Annotated in this window: 15 protein-coding genes; 6 read left to right on the top strand and 9 right to left on the bottom strand. The window is 71.6% G+C overall.

All coding sequences use genetic code 11. The features are described from left to right. Window positions 1-90: 90 nt before the first annotated feature. Entirely contained in the window at window positions 91-342 is a 252-nt protein-coding gene (locus BKE41_RS14360) for a hypothetical protein (protein WP_053622117.1), read from the top strand. Between the two features lie 6 nt (window positions 343-348). On the opposite strand, the gene fabI is transcribed toward BKE41_RS14360, so the two are convergent. The 4 genes from fabI to fabA all read right to left on the bottom strand — a co-directional run bounded on the left by fabI (window position 349) and on the right by fabA (window position 3449). Continuing rightward, window positions 349-1179, bottom strand: coding sequence for an enoyl-ACP reductase FabI (gene fabI, locus BKE41_RS14365; RefSeq protein ID WP_012319635.1), 831 nt, complete (start codon window positions 1177-1179; stop codon window positions 349-351). 185 nt (window positions 1180-1364) lie between these two features. After that, window positions 1365-1487, bottom strand: coding sequence for a hypothetical protein (locus tag BKE41_RS32440; RefSeq protein ID WP_268821226.1), 123 nt, complete (start codon window positions 1485-1487; stop codon window positions 1365-1367). 59 nt (window positions 1488-1546) lie between these two features. Further along, window positions 1547-2773, bottom strand: a complete 1227-nt coding sequence (fabB, locus tag BKE41_RS14370; protein WP_012319637.1) for a beta-ketoacyl-ACP synthase I — start codon at window positions 2771-2773, stop codon at window positions 1547-1549. A gap of 139 nt (window positions 2774-2912) precedes the next feature. Next, on the bottom strand, window positions 2913-3449 hold the full coding sequence (gene fabA / locus BKE41_RS14375) for a 3-hydroxyacyl-[acyl-carrier-protein] dehydratase FabA (protein ID WP_012319638.1): 537 nt from the start codon (window positions 3447-3449) through the stop codon (window positions 2913-2915). 215 nt (window positions 3450-3664) lie between these two features. On the opposite strand from fabA, the gene irr reads away from it, so the two are divergent. Next, a complete protein-coding gene (gene irr, locus BKE41_RS14380; RefSeq protein WP_012319639.1) occupies window positions 3665-4180 on the top strand; it encodes a Fur family transcriptional regulator Irr in 516 nt (171 codons plus the stop codon). A gap of 106 nt (window positions 4181-4286) precedes the next feature. Here the strand turns inward: irr and BKE41_RS14385 are convergent, their stop codons facing one another. Beyond that, a complete protein-coding gene (locus tag BKE41_RS14385) occupies window positions 4287-4850 on the bottom strand; it encodes an SH3 domain-containing protein (RefSeq protein ID WP_012319640.1) in 564 nt (187 codons plus the stop codon). 270 nt (window positions 4851-5120) lie between these two features. Between BKE41_RS14385 and BKE41_RS14390 the strand changes: the two genes are divergently transcribed. Further along, window positions 5121-6119 (top strand): D-glycerate dehydrogenase, encoded by a 999-nt coding sequence (locus BKE41_RS14390; protein WP_012319641.1) that lies wholly within the window; start codon window positions 5121-5123, stop codon window positions 6117-6119. An 18-nt stretch (window positions 6120-6137) separates the two neighbouring features. Here the strand turns inward: BKE41_RS14390 and BKE41_RS14395 are convergent, their stop codons facing one another. Both BKE41_RS14395 and BKE41_RS14400 read right to left on the bottom strand, forming a co-directional pair. Further along, the gene (locus BKE41_RS14395; RefSeq protein ID WP_012319642.1) at window positions 6138-6764 is read right to left on the bottom strand and encodes a cyclic nucleotide-binding domain-containing protein; all 627 of its coding nucleotides are present in this window, start codon (window positions 6762-6764) and stop codon (window positions 6138-6140) included. An 87-nt stretch (window positions 6765-6851) separates the two neighbouring features. Beyond that, window positions 6852-8111 carry an NAD(P)/FAD-dependent oxidoreductase gene (locus BKE41_RS14400; RefSeq protein ID WP_245295974.1) on the bottom strand — a complete coding sequence of 420 codons (1260 nt, stop codon included), beginning with the start codon at window positions 8109-8111 and terminating at the stop codon, window positions 6852-6854. A 230-nt stretch (window positions 8112-8341) separates the two neighbouring features. On the opposite strand from BKE41_RS14400, the gene BKE41_RS14405 reads away from it, so the two are divergent. The 3 genes from BKE41_RS14405 to BKE41_RS14415 all read left to right on the top strand — a co-directional run bounded on the left by BKE41_RS14405 (window position 8342) and on the right by BKE41_RS14415 (window position 13659). After that, the gene (locus tag BKE41_RS14405; protein ID WP_012319644.1) at window positions 8342-9043 is read left to right on the top strand and encodes a sulfate transporter family protein; all 702 of its coding nucleotides are present in this window, start codon (window positions 8342-8344) and stop codon (window positions 9041-9043) included. Window positions 9044-9144: 101 nt separating this feature from the next. After that, window positions 9145-10419, top strand: a complete 1275-nt coding sequence (locus BKE41_RS14410; RefSeq protein ID WP_058606785.1) for an efflux RND transporter periplasmic adaptor subunit — start codon at window positions 9145-9147, stop codon at window positions 10417-10419. 357 nt (window positions 10420-10776) lie between these two features. After that, complete coding sequence (locus tag BKE41_RS14415) at window positions 10777-13659, top strand: EAL domain-containing protein (RefSeq protein WP_070999664.1); 2883 nt, start codon at window positions 10777-10779, stop codon at window positions 13657-13659. 86 nt (window positions 13660-13745) lie between these two features. Here the strand turns inward: BKE41_RS14415 and BKE41_RS14420 are convergent, their stop codons facing one another. Both BKE41_RS14420 and BKE41_RS14425 read right to left on the bottom strand, forming a co-directional pair. Continuing rightward, window positions 13746-15128, bottom strand: coding sequence for a 3-deoxy-7-phosphoheptulonate synthase class II (locus BKE41_RS14420; RefSeq protein WP_012319647.1), 1383 nt, complete (start codon window positions 15126-15128; stop codon window positions 13746-13748). A 127-nt stretch (window positions 15129-15255) separates the two neighbouring features. After that, complete coding sequence (locus BKE41_RS14425) at window positions 15256-15573, bottom strand: RNA polymerase sigma factor region1.1 domain-containing protein (RefSeq protein ID WP_012319648.1); 318 nt, start codon at window positions 15571-15573, stop codon at window positions 15256-15258. Between the last annotated feature and the right edge of the window lie 47 nt (window positions 15574-15620).

Consider the following 15620-nt stretch of genomic DNA (forward strand, 5'->3'; position numbering starts at 1 on the left):
GCGCCGCGGTTCCAGGCGACGGGGTCTCGGCCTCCGATCTGCCGGAAAGTGGACCTAACCCGGCGCGGTCCCGGCACGCAGACGTTGACGATGCAGCTTCGCCCGATCCTCGCCCTCGCCCTTCTCCTCGTCGCCCGTCCCGCGAGCGCCGAGGAAGGCTTCCTCGACAAGCTGTTCGGTGGCTCCGGGCGCGGGGCTCCGCCCAACCCCTTCGCGTCGAACTACCCGTCCGCGCCGCCGACGCCCGAGGAGGCGCGCGCCGCGCGGGAGCGGCGGGCAGTCCGCGGCGAGCGCGGCGTCCCGGCCGGTCCCCTGCCCCCGGCGCGCATTCCGGAGGAGTGAGGCGCCTCAGGCGTCGCCGACGACGCCGGCCGCGTCCTGCGCCTGCAGCACGTCCGGGCGCGGCATCGAGATGATGTTGTAGCCGGCATCCACGAAGTGGACCTCGCCGGTGACGCCGCCCGAGAGCGGCGACAGCAGGTAGAGAGCCGACCCGCCGACGTCCTCCAGGCTCACCGTGCGCCGCAGCGGCGCGTGCGCCCGCTGGTGATTGAACATCAGCCGCGCGTCGGCGATCCCGGCGCCCGCCAGGGTCCGCATCGGGCCGGCGGAGAGCGCGTTGACCCGGATCCCGTCCGGGCCCAGGTCGCTCGCCAGGTAGCGCACCGAGGCCTCGAGCGCCGCCTTGGCGACGCCCATGACGTTGTAGTTCGGCATGACCCGGGTGGCGCCGCCGTAGGTCAGGGTCAGCAGCGACCCGCCCTGGTTCATCCGCTTGGCCGCGCGCTGCGCGATCTCGGTGAACGAGAAGCACGAGATCGTCATCGTGCGCACGAAGTTCTCGCGCGTCGTCACGTCGACGTAGCGCCCCTTGAGCTGCGCCTTGTCGGAGAAACCGATGGCGTGGACCACGAAGTCGAGACCGCCGTCGAACCGCGCGTCGAGGGCCTCGAAGGTCGCGTCGACGGAGGCGAGATCCTCGACGTCGCAGGGCACCACGATGTCCGAATCGAGCTTGGCGGCGAGCGGCGTCACCCGTCGGCCCAGCGCCTCGCCCTGATAGGTGAAAGCCAGTCGCGCGCCCTGGGCGTGCAGCGCCTTGGCGATCCCCCAGGCGATCGAGTGATCGTTCGCGACGCCCATGATCAGGCCGCGCTTGCCTGCCATCAAACCCGTCATGCCGACTCACATCCTGACCGAGCACGCCGGACCCGCGGAGCGGGCCCGGACCGCGGTCGCGACGAGCGAACCGCGGCAGGCTGCCTTAACGCGGCTCGCGCCGCGATCCAAACGCGGCGGCGGTTGGCGGCGGGCAAAAAAAAGCCCCGCCGGCGGGCGGGGCGTCGATGGCGCTGCGGCCGGGCTCAGAAATGCCCGTCCGTGTGGGTATCCGCTTCTTCCAGCACGACCTGCTTGGCGTAGATCGCGGCGACGCCGGCAATCATAAGGCCGCCCAGCGTTCCGAAGATGAAAGTCCCCATCGCCACCACCAGATCTCAACAGCGGGTAAACGCCGGCCCGAGGCCGGCGGTTCCGCGTGGGGCGATCAGGCGTCGACGTGCTTCAGGACGAGGGTGGCGTTGGTGCCGCCGAATCCGAAGGAATTGGTCAGCACGTGGCCGAGCTGCGCGTTGTCGCGGCGCTGCTGCAGGATCGGCATGTCGGCGAAGGCCGGATCGAGGGTGTCGATGTGCGCGCTCTCGCAGATGAAGCCGTTGTTCATCATCAGCAGGCTGTAGATCGCCTCCTGCACGCCGGTGGCGCCCAGCGAATGGCCGGTCAGCGACTTCGTGGCCGAGATCGGCGGGCAATCCTCGCCGCGGCCGAACACCTCGCGGATCGCCTCGATCTCCTTGTCGTCGCCGACCGGGGTCGAGGTGGCGTGCGGGTTGATGTAGTCGATCCGCGCGCCCTTCAGACCGTCCAGCGCCTGGCGCATGCAGCGCACGGCGCCCTCGCCCGACGGCGCGACCATGTCGTGCCCGTCCGAGGTGGCGCCGTAGCCCGCGACCTCGCCGTAGATCCGGGCGCCGCGCGCCTTGGCGTGCTCCAGCTCCTCGAGGACCAGCACGCCCGCGCCGCCCGCGATGACGAAGCCGTCGCGGTTGGCGTCGTAGGCGCGGGAGGCCCGGGACGGTGTGTCGTTGTACTTCGACGACATGGCGCCCATGGCGTCGAACAGCACCGAGAGGGTCCAGTCGAGATCCTCGCAGCCGCCCGCGAAGATGATGTCCTGCCGGCCGCCCTGGATGATCTCGGCGGCGTTGCCGATGCAGTGGTTCGAGGTCGCGCAGGCGGAGGAGATTGAGTAGTTCACGCCGCGGATCTTGAACCACGTCGCCAGCGTCGCCGACGCGGTCGACGACATCGCCTTCGGCACGGCGAACGGCCCGATCCGCTTGGGACCCTTGTCCCGCGCGATGGCGGCGGCCTCGACGATCACGCGGGTCGAGGGGCCGCCCGAGCCCATGATGATGCCGGTGCGCTCGTTCGAGACGTCGCCCTGCTCCAGGCCGGCATCCTGGATCGCCTGATCCATGGCGACGTGATTCCAGGCGGTGCCGCCGCCGTGGAAGCGCATCGCGCGCCGGTCCACCACGCCCTCCGGATCGAGAGTGGGGGCGCCGGAGACCTGGCTGCGGAAGCCGTGCTCGGCGTAGCTGGCGTCGCGCGCGATGCCCGAGCGGGCCTCGCGCAGGGAGGCGAGCACCTCCTGCGTGTTGTTGCCGATGGACGAGACGATGCCCATCCCGGTGATGACGACACGGCGCATGATGGTGACACTACCTCCGTCGCGGTCCCGGTCGCCCGGGCCGCGTCACGGTCAGCTAAGGTGACGCGGACACAATCTCAACCGCCGAGAACGTCCGGCGTTGCGGCCGAGCCGCGAGCCGGGCGCGCGGCGACGCGGCTCAACTCTGGAACAGGCCGACCCGCATGTCTTGGACCTGATAGACGCGCTCGCCGTCCGCCTCGAGCCAGCCGTCGCCGATGCCGAGCACGAGCTTGCCCTGACGGACCCGCTTCACGTCGACGTTGTAGACGACCTTCTTGATCGTCGGCAGCACCTGGCCGGCGAGCTTCACCTCGCCCACGCCGAGGGCGCGGCCGCGGCCCGGCGAGCCGAGCCAGCCGAGATGGAAGCCCAGCATCTGCCACAGGGCGTCGAGCCCCAGGCAACCCGGCATGACCGGATCGCCCTGAAAATGGCAGGGGAAGAACCAGAGGTCCGGCCGGATATCGAGCTCGGCCGTCACGTGCCCCTTGCCGTGGGCGCCGCCCTCGGTCCCGATGGACGTGATCCGGTCGAACATCAGCATCGGCGGCAGCGGCAATTGCGCGTTGCCGGGTCCGAAGAGTTCGCCGCGCCCGCAGGCCAGAAGATCCTCGTAGGAATAGTGCGACCGGCGGTTCGCACCCTGCGCTTGTGTCTCGGCGTCTGGCGGCATTGCGTTGGCTGTTTCCTCGGATGAGCGCGATCTTCGCGTCGCGGGCGACTATACTCGGCCCGTCGGCTGGCGCGCGGGTTAGCACGGGGCGCCGCGCCTTCAAAGCCTGCAGCCGCGGGCCTGCGGCGACGCTCGGGTTGCGACTGTCCGACCACTTCAATATACTGAGGAGACATCCGTTCCTTCAGGCCCCTCGTCGAGCGTTCAGTCCAGCGATGTCCGAACCGGTGCCATTCCAGGCCGTCTTCAACGGCCGGGTCCCCGCTCCCCAGTTGGAGGCCAACGGGACTCCGCGCCGCGGCTGCCCGCTGTCCGACCTGCGCGACCGCCTGCGTCGGGCCGGCCTGCGGCCGACGCGGCAGCGCCTGTCGCTGGGCTGGCTGCTCTTCGGTCGCGGCGACCGCCACCTGACGGCGGAGATGCTCTACGACGAGGCGATGCGCGCCAAGGTGCCGGTGTCGCTGGCGACGGTCTACAACACCCTGCACCAGTTCACCGAGGCGGGGCTCCTGCGCCAGCTCGCGCTCGACGGGTCGAAGGCCTATTTCGACACGAACCCGACCGAGCACCACCACTTCTACCTGGAGGACGAGAGCCAGGTGATCGACATGCCGGATTGCGGCATCACGGTCGATTCGCTGCCCGAGGCGCCCGAGGGCATGGAGATCGCCGGTGTCGAGGTGATCGTGCGCCTGCGCCGCAGCCGTCCGGCGGGCCGCCGCCAGGGCTGAGGCTCGGATCCAACCCTCTTCGGAGACGACGCGAGGCCCGGCATTGTCCGGGCCTTCGCTTTTGGGCGACTCCGGAGAGCGCGTACCGCCGCACGGCGGCGCCCGGCTACTCCACGACCTCGTTCGGGTAGACGCCCCACAGGCGATTCTGGCGGATGTAGCCGTCGACGTCCCGCTTGTTCGGGAGAGCGACGATCATGCGGCACCACGTGCCGGTGCAGCTCTTGACGCTGCCGATCACGCCCGTCTGGAGCTTGGCCTCGTCGTCGGCGCCGTCATCGGCCTTGGCCCGCAGCGACACGGCCGCCTTCTCGGCTCCCTTGTCGGGGCCGGCGTTGACGATAGCGGTGCGGCGTCCGGACAGGAGCGAGTGCAGCACCCAGCCCTCGGTGCCCTCCGAATCGCGGATCCGGCGCCAGGTCTCGAACTCGCCCACGATCTCGACCGGGAGACCGGCCCGCTGGAACACCCAGAGGGTCCGGTGATCCTTCGAGGGGCCTTCGCGGAGGTTGACGCGATCGGTCTTCAGGCTCGCGTAGCGCGGCAGCGGCAGCTTGGTCACCGGCCCGACCCCGGCCTCGGGGCCGGCGGGCGGCGCCGCGCGGGCACCGGTCGCGAGGCCGCCGACCAGCACCGCCGCGACGGCGAGGCTGAGGCGTGACACGCGCATGGTCGTCTCCCTATCCAGACGTGGTGTTGGTGGGCGCCGGACATGTCGAAAGCGGGGCCGGTTCGACGCGCGGACCGGTCCGCATCCGATTGTGTTCCGGCCCACCTCTGGTAGAGAGGCCGATGGGTCGGAACAGGCTCCGGAACCGGCGCCCCGTGACCGATCCTGTCTGGCCGAGTTCGGTTAACGGACGCTTGCGGGAAGCGGTCCGGGCGGGAGCCGCCGGGCGCGAGCCGCGATCAGGGCCGCGGGGCTGACGGGGAGAGAGACGTGTCGAAGCGCAAGCCGCTGGTGGTCGTGACGCGGCGCCTGCCGGATGCCGTCGAGACGCGGATGCGCGAGCTGTTCGACGTCCGGCTCAATTCCGAGGACGCGCCGATGGCGCCGGACGCCATGGCGTCGGCCCTGCGCGAGGCCGACGTGCTCGTCCCCACCGTGACCGACGAGATCGATGCCGGGCTGATCGCCCAGGCCGGCCCGAACCTCCGCCTCATCGCCAATTTCGGCAACGGCGTCGATCACATCGACGTGGCGGCGGCGCTGGAGCGCGGCATCACGGTCACCAACACGCCCGGCGTGCTGACCGAGGACACCGCCGACATGACGATGGCGCTGATCCTCGCGGTGGCCCGCCGGGTCACCGAGGGCGCGCGGATCATCCCGGACGACGAGTGGACCACCGGCTGGTCGCCGACCTGGATGCTCGGCCGGCGCATCACCGGCAAGCGCCTCGGCATCGTGGGCATGGGCCGCATCGGCCAGGCGCTGGCCAAGCGCGCCCGCGCCTTCGGCCTGCAGGTGCACTACCACAACCGCCGCCGGGTGCCGGCCGCCATCGAGAGTGCGCTGGACGCGACCTACTGGGAATCCCTCGACCAGATGCTGGCGCGCGTCGACATCGTGTCGGTGAACTGCCCGCACACGCCCGCGACGTACCATCTGCTCTCGGCGCGGCGCCTCAAGCTGCTCAAGCCCGAGGCGGTCGTGGTCAACACCGCCCGCGGCGAGGTGATCGACGAGAACGCCCTGGCGCGCCTCATCGAGGGCGGCGAGATCTCGGCGGCCGGCCTCGACGTGTTCGAGCAGGAGCCCGCCGTCAGCCCCCGGCTCGTCAAGCTCGCCCGCCAGGGCAAGGTCGTCCTCCTGCCCCACATGGGCTCGGCGACCTACGAGAGCCGCACCGACATGGGCGAGAAGGTCATCATCAACATCAAGACCTTCATGGACGGCCACCGGCCGCCGGACCGCATCCTGCCGAGCATGCTCTGAGCCCTGGGCGGCGGCGCCTCACAGCGCGTCGCCGGCCACCGCCTGGGGCTTGGACATGCCCTGCACCCCCTGGAAGAGGCGCTCGCTGGTCAGCTTGAGGAAGTAGAACCCGAATTCCGGGTTCTGGTAGTAGAGCTGCTTCACGTCGGAGTAGGACACGCACAGCGCGTGGCCCGCCTCGACGCAGACCAGCGAGGCGGTGCGGGCGTTGCCCGGTGACAGGAGCCCGAGCTCGCCCACGATACCGCCCTGGCGCACCTCGAGATCGACCTCCGGGATCCGGAACACGCCGCTCTCGATGTAGTACATCTCGGTGGCGAGATCCCCCTTGCGGAACACCACCTCGCCGATGCCGAACGGGCGTCTCGAGCCGAAGGGCCGCAGCCACTCGAGGGACAGGTCGTTGTCGGCGGCCGTCTCCACGTCGCGGACGAGGCGCAGCATCTGCCAGAGCCGGTAGGCGTTGAACGGCATCTGGATCAGCTCGGTGAGCACCACCGGCATGCTGCCGATCATGATGCCGTAGGTGATCACGGCGCAGCTCGCGCAGAGCGAGATGATCCGCAGCGGAATCATCGTGCTCATGGCCGTCGCCGAGATGGTCAGCGCCGTCCCGAGATAGCCGATGCCCTCGACCCAATCCATCGCCGCCCCCTGTCGCGTTTCGGCCGGGGGATGCCCGTCTTGTCCGGCTGCGGCAAGCGCCCCGGCCGCTTCCGGGGCCTGCCCATCTCAGCCTGTGCCCGCCCGGATACGCTCCCGGGCGCCGTCCGGTACGATGGCGGACACGGCCTCGGCGGCCCGGACGCCCTCCTCGTAGGCGCCGCCGACCGTGCCCCACTGCTCGCGGGACAGGGCCTCGCCGGCGAACCAGACGGTGTCGGCGACGGAGGCGCGGAGGGCCTTTCGCGCCGGTGCGTGGCCCGGCGGGACCACGGCCCACGAGCCGCGCGACCATCGGTCGTGGCGCCACGCGCTCACCGCCGGGATCGTCAGGTCGCGCAGCCGCGCCCGGCCGAAATGCTCGGTCAGGACCGCGCGGACGTGGCGGCGCACGCCGTCCGCGCCGGACCCGGCGGCATCGATCGCCGCGGCCTCGTGCAGGTCGAGCTCGTAATAGTGGAACGGCGTGTCGTCGATGCGGGTGAGGAGCCCCGGCGGGGCGCGCCGTCCGCCGTGGATCGCCGCCAGCCGGTCGCGGCCGCGGAACGGGCTCGACGGCCAGTGCAGCACAGCGTGCTCGTAGATGCCGGTGGTGAAGCCGTCGATGGCGGCGCGGACCGCGTTCGGCAGCGGCGGCGTGAAGGCCGGCCCGTCCCGGAGCACCATCATCGGCACCGTCACGATGACCGCGCGGGCGGCGTACACGGTCCCGTCCGCGCCGGTCGCGCGGACGCGGCCACCCGACCAGTCGATCCGCGTCACCGGGGTCGCGAGCGCCACCGGCAGGCCGTCCGCCAAGCGGGCGATGTAGCTGCCGTAACCGTCGGCCAGGAAGTAGTTGTCGCCGTATTCCAGGCTGGGGAAATCGTGGAGCGAGACCTCCGCCAGCGGCCGGCCCGAGACGAGACCGTGCACCTGCGCGACCCGCTCGCCCCAGGCGCCGAGCCCGGGCGGCAGGGCGCTGGAGGCCGGCCGGTCCGGGCCGGGCCGCGCGGCGCCGCGGGTCATGGCGCGGTCCGCGCGGTCGAAGGCGCGCCCGTTGGCCCGGACATCGTCGGCGCGGCCGGGCCGGCCCCCGACCCAGACGTGGCTCTCCTGCGCGGCCCGCCGGAGCCTCTCGCCGCGCGCGCGGCCGAGCGCCACGAGGGGATTGATCGGTCCGGCATGGAGCCAGTGGGCGCCGAGATCGAGGGCGTGGCCGCGTAGGGAGACCGTCAGGGCGCGACCGCCGACGCGGTCCCGCGCCTCCAGCACCGCGACGGACACACCCCGGGCCGCGAGAGTCCGGGCCGCCCCGATGCCGGCGGCGCCGGCGCCGATCACCAGCACCTCCGGGTGCTCGGGCAGCGGCGCGAGGCGCGGCCTGTAGGCCGGCTGGACGACCGGGTCGACCCACCGGCGATCGGACGCCCGGGGCGCCGAGACCTGTCCTGTCGTGTCCTGCACGCGCGCTCCCCGCACCCTGACGCCCCCGCGACGGATCCCGATCTTGCACCGGTCGCCGCACCGCTCCACAACGCGCCGGCGCCGCTTCCGGCGCAGGCCGGAATCCTCGCCCGATGCTCGTCGAGTCCGCCGCGGCGGCTTTGCGCCAGACCTTCTCGCCGCCGCTGCGCGCGATCCTGTGGAAATCCCTCGGCCTGACGGTCGGGCTCCTGCTCCTGATCTGGCTCGGCCTGACCCGGCTGATCCAGGCGTTCCAGGCGAGCCACCACATCTCCGCCCAGTACCCGATCCTCGACAGCCTCGCCTACTACCTGGCGGGTTTCGGTCTCGTCGTGGCCCTCGCCTACCTGATGCCGGCGGTCTCGATCCTGGTGGCGGGCTTCTTCCTGGACGACGCGGCCGAGATCGTCGAGCGCACCGATTTCCCGAACGAGCCGCCCGGACGCGCCATGCCGTTCGGAACGGCCATGCTCTACGCCCTGCGCTTCGCCGGCGTGACGCTGCTGGTGAACCTCGCGGCCCTGGTGATCTTCTTCATCCCGGTGATCGGGATCGCCGCCTTCTTCGCGGCCAACGCCTACCTGCTGTCCCGCGAGTATTTCGAGATGGCGGCGGCCCGGTTCCGCCCCCTCCCGGAGGCCGCCGAGATGCGCCGCGCCTTCTCGATCCGGACGCTCGGCGCCGGGTGCCTGCTGGCCGGCCTGATGATCGTTCCGATCCTCAACCTGCTGACGCCCCTCTTCGGGATCGCCCTGATGGTCCACCTGCACAAGCGCCTCAGCCGGCGCCTGCTGGTGGCCGGTCCGGGGCGCTAGGCCGGCGCGCCGATGCGGCCAATCCACACGCTGGCCGTCCGGGCCGCCGACCGCTACCTTCACCGTGACCCGGCCGGATGTCCGGGGCGGAGAGCCGATCGATGAAGGCGCACGACGCGGGCGCGGACGTCCCTCCGCCGCCCGGCAAGGCCCCGTTCCTGCTGGTCGGCCTCGCCGGACTCGGCCTGCTCGCCTGGGGGGCCTACGGCCACTGGCAGCGCGACGCGGCGGCGACCGCGACTCTGGAGCGGATCAAGACCCTCGTGCCCCAGGTGCGCACCGTGGCGGTCGAGCGCGCCGAGGGCCCCCTCGATCTCGTACTTCCGGGCGAGATGCAGGCCTTCACAACGGCGGCGATCGCCGCGCGCGCGACCGGCTACGTCGCCGAACGCCGGGTCGATATCGGGTCGCGGGTGAAGGCGGGCGATCTCCTCCTGCGCATCGCCGCCCCGGATCTCGACCAGCAGCTCGCCCAGGCCGAGGCGCAGGTCGGCCAGCTGAAGGCGCAGCTGCTCCAGGCGCGGGCGCAGGTCGAGCAGGCCCGCGCCAACGTCAACCTCGCCAACCTCACCAACAACCGCACGAGCACGCTGGCCGTCCAGGGCTGGGCCTCGCGGCAGAATGCCGACAACACCCAGGCGGGCGTGCTCAGCCAGGCCGCGGCGCTCGCCGCCGCCGAGGCCGGCGTGAAGGTCGCGACCGCCAACATCAAGGCGCAGGAGGCCGTGGTCGACCGCCTGAAGGCACTTACCGCCTTCGAGCGGGTCGTGGCGCCGTTCGACGGCGTCGTGACGGTGCGCAACGTCGATGTCGGCGATCTCGTGCGCGCCGACAACGGCGGCACGCCGCTCCTGAGCATGGATCAGGACAGCCTGCTGCGCATCACCGTCAACGTGCCGCAGAAGGACGCCGTCGGCGTCGAGCCCGGTGTCCGGGCCGAGATCACCGTGCCGCAGATGCCGGGGCGGCGCTTCGACGGCTTCGTGGAGCGCAGCTCCGTCGCGCTGAACGCGGCGTCGCGCACGCTGACCACCCAGGTGGATGTCCCCAACGCCGATCGGGCGCTGCGGGCCGGGCTCTACGCCTACGTCACCCTCAAGATCCCGCGGGCCGAGCCCGGCGTGACGATCCCCGCCGAGGCGACGGTGTTCAGCGGCAACGACCTCAGGGTCGCTACCCTAACCGACGACGACCGGGTGACGTGGCGGACGATCCGCGTGCGGCGCGATCTCGGGCGCACGCTGGAGCTGGAATCTGGGCTGCCCGCCGAGACCCGGATCATCTACAGCCCCGCCCCGGACCTGCGCGACGGCCAGTCCGTCGAACCCCTGAAACCGTCGCCCGCGCCCGGGCCGCTCCGCTCGGCTCAGCGGTGAACGCCGGACTGATCCGCGCGTGCGCGTCCGCGGATACGGCCTCCGGCGCGGCGGATACCGTTCGATACGCCGGTGTCGAGGCGGCGACATGGGCATCACGGCAAGCGGCCCGTCCGAATCCGCTGCTGAACTGCGCGCCAATCAAGATGAAAACTTGAGCTCGGCCGACAGGATCCGCCCAGCGGCAGAAACGCGGTGCCGCAGATCTCCGCGATCGCGCGGTCGACTGGGCGGAATCTGCCGATTGCTGTGCGCCAGGCGTGCGCGACTGATCTGAGATCGCGAGGCCGCCGGCTAATTGCCTCTTAACAGGTGTCATTTATCGCTGGCCGGACGTGTGACCCAGCGACCGGTGCGATGCGAGACCCCGAGACGCCGACGGATTGCGGAGACCGAGCAGGGCGTTCTCGCGCGGCCGCGACGCTGACGGGCCGCGTCACGACGATCCGCGCCGCGGTCGGCGTCGCATTCCTCTGTGTCGCCCTCCTCCTGGGCGCGCTCGCGCTCTCGACCGGCTTGGCGATCTTGCAGGTGGGCGGGCTCGCCACGCGGACCTACGACGAGTCCCTGACGTCGATCAGCTTCGCCCGCGCGGCGGCGGCCGACTTCGCCAAGATGCGCACGACCCTCATCCGGCGGATGCAGGCCCGCGACGGTGCCGAGGTGGCGAAGCGGGATTCGGAGATCACCGATCTCTCGGCGGTTCTGGCCGAGGATCTCGTCATCGCGGCCGAGCGTGCCCAGTCCGAGCGGGCGGCGCGGACGGCCCAGGCGGTCCAGGCCGGCGTGGCTTCCTGGGAGAGCCTGCGCCGCGAGCTCGACCCCGTGACGGTGCGGCCGGATCAGGCGGCGGCCCTCGAACAGCAGGCCGACGCCGTCGAGGGCCAGATCGATCTCCTGATCAACGTCATGGCCGGCGACGGCTTCACCTTCAGGCAGGCGGCGCGGCAGCGGGTGGTGGGCGCGATCCGATGGCACGCCGCCGCGGTCGCCCTCGTGATCCTTGCCTGCGGGCTGATCGCCTGGCTGCTCACCCGCCGCATCAGCGGATCGGTGAGCGCGGCGGCCGAGGCGGCCGAACGGATCGCGGGCGGTCAGCTCGACGATCGGATCCCCACCGGCGGTCGCGACGGACTGAGCAGGCTGCTGGATGCCGTCGCGGCGATGCGGTCGACCATCCGGGCGCTGACGCTGCGCGAGGTCAGCCAGCGCCGGGTCGCCGAGGCGCTCGTGACGGACGCGCTGCAGACGTCGCGGGAAGGCGTGGTGGTGGTCGATGCCGACGGCCGGATCGCCCTGGCGAACGCGCAGGCCCTCCGCTTCTTCGTTGGGCTCGATGCCGCCATCGAGGCCGGTCTGTCCCTGACGCGGATTGCGGACCAGCCACGGGACAAGCACCGGGAGGTGCTGGACGATTGCTTCAGGGCCCTGGCCCGGGACGGAGACATCCGATTGGCCGACGGCCGCTGGCTGCGGGTGAGCCGCAGCGCCACCCGGCAGGGCGGCTTCATCGCGGTGTGCAGCGACATCAGCGTCCTCAAGGAGCAGGAGCGCCGCCTCACCCAGACCAACCTGCGCCTCGACGCGGCCCTCGACACCATGTCCCAGGGGCTCTGCCTCTACGACGGGCAGAGCCGGCTGATGGTGGTCAACCGGCGCTACAGCGAGATCTACGGCCTGCCGCCCGGCGCGGTCGTGCCCGGCATGACCGCGCTCGAGGTCCTGAGCGCCAGCCTAGCGGCCGGCAACCACCCCGGCTGCGATCTCGAGGCCCTGCTGCGGCAGCAGCGGGACGCCTTCAGCAACGGCGCGTGGCAGACGCATTTCCAGGAACTGAGCAACGGTCGCATCGTCGCCATCGACCGTCGCGAGGCCGCCGATGGCGGTTTCGTGGCCACCTACGAGGACGTCACCGAGCGCCGCCGGGCCGAGGCCCGCATCGCCTTCATGGCGCATCACGACATGCTGACCGGGCTGCCCAACCGGGTGGTGGTGGGTCAGCAGATCGACGTGGCCGTGGCCCAGGCCGGGCGCGACCAGGGCTTCGCGGTCTTCGCCATCGACCTCGACGACTTCCGGCCGGTCAACGAGACCCTCGGCCACGGCATCGGCGACGAGCTGCTCGTCGCGGTCGCCAACCGGCTCACCGCCTGCGTGCGCGAGATCGACTGCGTCGCCCGCCTGGGGGCCGACGAGTTCATCGTGGTCCAGCGCGGCGTCGACCGGCCCGAGGACGCCGCCATCCTCGCCCGGCGCATCATCGAGGTCGTCGGCGCGCCCTACAGCCTCACGCACCACACGATCAGCGTCGGGCTCACCATCGGCATCACCCTCGCCCCCAGCGACGGGTCGAACGCGGACAAGCTCCTGAAGAACGCCGAGGTCGCCCTCGATCGGGGCAAGACCGAGGCGCGCGGCGCCTTCCGCTTCTTCGAGCCGGCGATGGATGCCCGCCTCATGGCGCGGCGAATCATGGAGCGCGACCTGCGCGACGCCCTCGCCCGGGAGGCGTTCGAGGTCTACTACCAGCCGATCTACAGCCTCGAGACGGACCGGATCTGCGGCTTCGAGGCGCTGCTGCGCTGGAACCACCCGGTCCGCGGCTTCGTCTCGCCGGCCGAGTTCATCCCGATCGCCGAGGAGCTCGGGCTGATCGTGCCGCTCGGCGAGTGGGTGCTGCGCCGCGCCTGCGAGGAGGCCGCCCGCTGGCCGGACGAGCTCAAGGTCGCGGTCAACGTCTCGGCGGTGCAGTTCACCTCGGCGAGCCTCGTCACCGCCGTGCGCGAGGCGCTGCGGCGCACCGGCCTGCCGGGCCGGCGCCTGGAGCTGGAGATCACCGAGACGGTGCTGGTGGCCAATCCCGGCGCCACGACGGCGATCCTCCACAGCCTCCGCGCGCTGGGCGTGCGCGTGGCGATGGACGATTTCGGGACCGGCTACTCGTCGCTCAGCTACCTGCGCTCGTTCCCCTTCGACAAGATCAAGATCGACCAGTCCTTCGTGCGCGACCTGTGCGTGAAGGACGGGACCGACTTCATCGTGCGGGCGGTGATCGGCCTCGGCGCCAGCCTCGGCATGACGACGACCGCCGAGGGCGTCGAGACGGAGGCGCAGCTCGCGCACCTGCGCGCCGAGGGCTGCGACGAGGTCCAGGGCTACCTGTTCAGCCGCCCCGTCCCCGTGTCGGAGGTCGCGTCGGTCATCCGCCGCTGGAACGGCGCGCTCCGGGCGATCGCCTGAACGCCGCGGCGTCCGGCGGCGCGCGCCGCCCCGCTAAGGGCAGCGCGCGCCGATGGCCGGCCGGACGCGCGGTCCGGTGATCCGCCCTACTCGGCGGCGTCGAGGCGCGGGCGCTCCACGTGGCTGCGCTCGGCCTTCACCAGCTCGGCCGTGCGGAACGCCACCTCCAGCGCCTGCTCCGCGTTGAGGCGCGGGTCGCAGTAGGTGTGGTAGCGGTCCTGCAGGTCGTCGGCGGTCAGGGCCCGGGCGCCGCCCGTGCACTCGGTCACGTCCTTGCCGGTCATCTCCAGGTGGATGCCGCCCGCGAAGGTACCCTCGGCCCGGTGGACGCCGAAGAAGCCCTCGATCTCCTGCATGACCCGCTCGAACGGCCGGGTCTTGTAGCGGCCGGCCGGGATCGTGTTGCCGTGCATCGGATCGCAGATCCACACGACCGAGCGGCCTTCCCGCTCGACCGCCCGGATCAGCGCCGGCAGGTGGTCGCCGACCTTGTCGGCGCCGAAGCGGCAGATCAGGCTGAGGCGCCCCGGCTCGTTCTCCGGGTTGAGCAGGTCGATGAGCCGGATCAGGCCCTCCGCCTTCATGGACGGGCCGCACTTCAGGCCGATCGGGTTCTTGATGCCGCGGGCGTACTCGACGTGGGCGTGGTCCGGCTGCCGGGTCCGGTCGCCGATCCACAGCATGTGGCCGGAGGTGGCGTACCAGTCGCCGGTCGTCGAATCGACGCGGGTCAGCGCCTCCTCGTAGCCGAGCAGCAGGGCCTCGTGGCTGGTGTAGAAGTCGGTGGTCCGCACTTCCGGATGCGTCTCCGGGTTGATACCGATCGCCCGCATGAAGTCGAGGGCGTCGGTCATGCGGCCGGCCACGTCCTGGTAGCGCGAGGATTGCGGCGAATCCTTCACGAACCCCAGCATCCAGCGATGCGCGTTCTCGAGGTTCGCGTAACCGCCGGTGGCGAAGGCGCGCAGCAGGTTCAGCGTCGCGGCCGACTGGCGGTAGGCCTCGAGCTGCCGGCGGGGATCCGGGACCCGCGCCTCCTCCGAGAAGCCGATGCCGTTGACGATGTCGCCGCGGTAGCTCGGCAGGCTCACGCCGTCGAGAGTCTCGGTGGGCGACGAGCGCGGCTTGGCGAACTGCCCGGCGATGCGCCCGACCTTCACCACCGGCGAGCCGCCCGCGAAGGTCAGCACCATCGCCATCTGCAGGAACACCCGGAAGAAGTCGCGGATGTTGTCGGCGGAGTGCTCGTCGAAGCTCTCCGCGCAGTCGCCGCCCTGGAGCAGGAAGGCCTGGCCCGCGGCGACGCGCGCGAGCGCGGCCTTCAGCTTGCGGGCCTCACCGGCGAAAACGAGCGGCGGAAAGCTCGCGATCTGCGACTCGACGGCACCCAGGGCGGCGGCGTCCGGATAGGCCGGGACCTGCTCGATCGGCAGATGCCTCCAGCTCTTCGGTGTCCAACGCTCGCCCATGACCTCTCTCCGCGCACCCCTTCGTGCGATCGCGCCCTACGCGCGAAGCGCGGCTTATAGAGAGGTTCCCGCGGACATGCGAGTGCCGCGAGAGGGGGGCAGGCGCGTCCCGGAGTCGGGTCTCGCGTCAGGCCTCGCCGTCCTCGACCTCGATCCCGTGCTCGGCCAGGATCCAGAAGATCGCCTCCAGGTCCTCGGCCGAGACGTCCCGGGGCGGCAAGGCCTCCTCCAGGTCGTCGTAGGTCAGGTTGCGGCTGCGCTGCGCCTCCGCCTTGGCGAGGAGACGGTCGATCGCCTGCCGGATGTCCGGCGAGAGCGCCTCGTGGCTCGGCGGCCGGTGGAAGGCCGGCCGCAGGGCGTCCTCCAGCAGGCCGTCGATGACCGCCTGCCGCCGCGCGTGCGCGTCGTCCTCGCGTCGTCCCTTGCCGGTGCCCTGCTTGCCCATGCCCCTGATATGGCTCGGTCGCGCACCGCGTCGAGGCCCCGGCCGCG

It is taken from the genome of Methylobacterium sp. C1 (genome assembly GCF_001854385.1).
GTDB classification, from domain to species: Bacteria; Pseudomonadota; Alphaproteobacteria; order Rhizobiales; family Beijerinckiaceae; genus Methylobacterium; species Methylobacterium radiotolerans.

What these genes read in the sequence shown, in the direction of transcription:
- BKE41_RS14360 (WP_053622117.1), top strand. Translation starts at nt 91, where the DNA reads ATGCAGCTTCGCCCGATCCTCGCCCTCGCCCTTCTCCTCGTCGCCCGT.
- fabI (WP_012319635.1), bottom strand. Translation starts at nt 1,179, where the DNA reads ATGACGGGTTTGATGGCAGGCAAGCGCGGCCTGATCATGGGCGTCGCG.
- fabB (WP_012319637.1), bottom strand. Translation starts at nt 2,773, where the DNA reads ATGCGCCGTGTCGTCATCACCGGGATGGGCATCGTCTCGTCCATCGGC.
- fabA (WP_012319638.1), bottom strand. Translation starts at nt 3,449, where the DNA reads ATGCCGCCAGACGCCGAGACACAAGCGCAGGGTGCGAACCGCCGGTCG.
- irr (WP_012319639.1), top strand. Translation starts at nt 3,665, where the DNA reads ATGTCCGAACCGGTGCCATTCCAGGCCGTCTTCAACGGCCGGGTCCCC.
- BKE41_RS14385 (WP_012319640.1), bottom strand. Translation starts at nt 4,850, where the DNA reads ATGCGCGTGTCACGCCTCAGCCTCGCCGTCGCGGCGGTGCTGGTCGGC.
- BKE41_RS14395 (WP_012319642.1), bottom strand. Translation starts at nt 6,764, where the DNA reads ATGGATTGGGTCGAGGGCATCGGCTATCTCGGGACGGCGCTGACCATC.
- BKE41_RS14405 (WP_012319644.1), top strand. Translation starts at nt 8,342, where the DNA reads ATGCTCGTCGAGTCCGCCGCGGCGGCTTTGCGCCAGACCTTCTCGCCG.
- BKE41_RS14410 (WP_058606785.1), top strand. Translation starts at nt 9,145, where the DNA reads ATGAAGGCGCACGACGCGGGCGCGGACGTCCCTCCGCCGCCCGGCAAG.
- BKE41_RS14415 (WP_070999664.1), top strand. Translation starts at nt 10,777, where the DNA reads ATGCGAGACCCCGAGACGCCGACGGATTGCGGAGACCGAGCAGGGCGT.
- BKE41_RS14420 (WP_012319647.1), bottom strand. Translation starts at nt 15,128, where the DNA reads ATGGGCGAGCGTTGGACACCGAAGAGCTGGAGGCATCTGCCGATCGAG.
- BKE41_RS14425 (WP_012319648.1), bottom strand. Translation starts at nt 15,573, where the DNA reads ATGGGCAAGCAGGGCACCGGCAAGGGACGACGCGAGGACGACGCGCAC.